Raw genomic sequence first — 322 nt, 5'->3', positions numbered from 1 at the left:
TGGATCCGGTCGCCACGCAGTCGGGGCGCCCGCATTGACACGCCATCTGCTGGGAGTAGACGGCCAGCGGCCCGAACACATCGGCGCGGCGCTGGGCTTTGGTCCGCGGGTCATACGGGCACACCGTGTCAGCGAGATTGTTCAACGCTTGATCGATCGCGATGGCGTCCAAGGTGTTCACCGTGGCGTGGATCTCGGCGGTGCCGTCACAATCGCCGCCGACCCACACGTCACGGCTTTTCGCCTGTTCTTGGCGGCGGTGCACGGCGTCGAGGTCTTCGCGGGCCACGATCGCATCGACTTTGCCGGCCAGGCGGCCGCG

At 67.4% G+C, this 322-nt stretch carries 1 protein-coding gene; it reads right to left on the bottom strand.

Features of this window, described 5'->3' with window-relative positions; translation table 11 throughout:
- Positions 1-265, bottom strand: a 265-nt coding sequence (locus ACZY1I_RS32270; protein WP_463761720.1) for a DUF222 domain-containing protein, incomplete at its 3' end; no start/stop codon positions are given.
- Positions 266-322 lie beyond the last annotated feature (57 nt).

This window comes from Mycobacterium sp. IDUB_37 (assembly GCF_055419245.1).
Note: the sequence above shows the minus strand (reverse complement) of the source record. Positions and strands in the feature narration are given on the sequence as shown.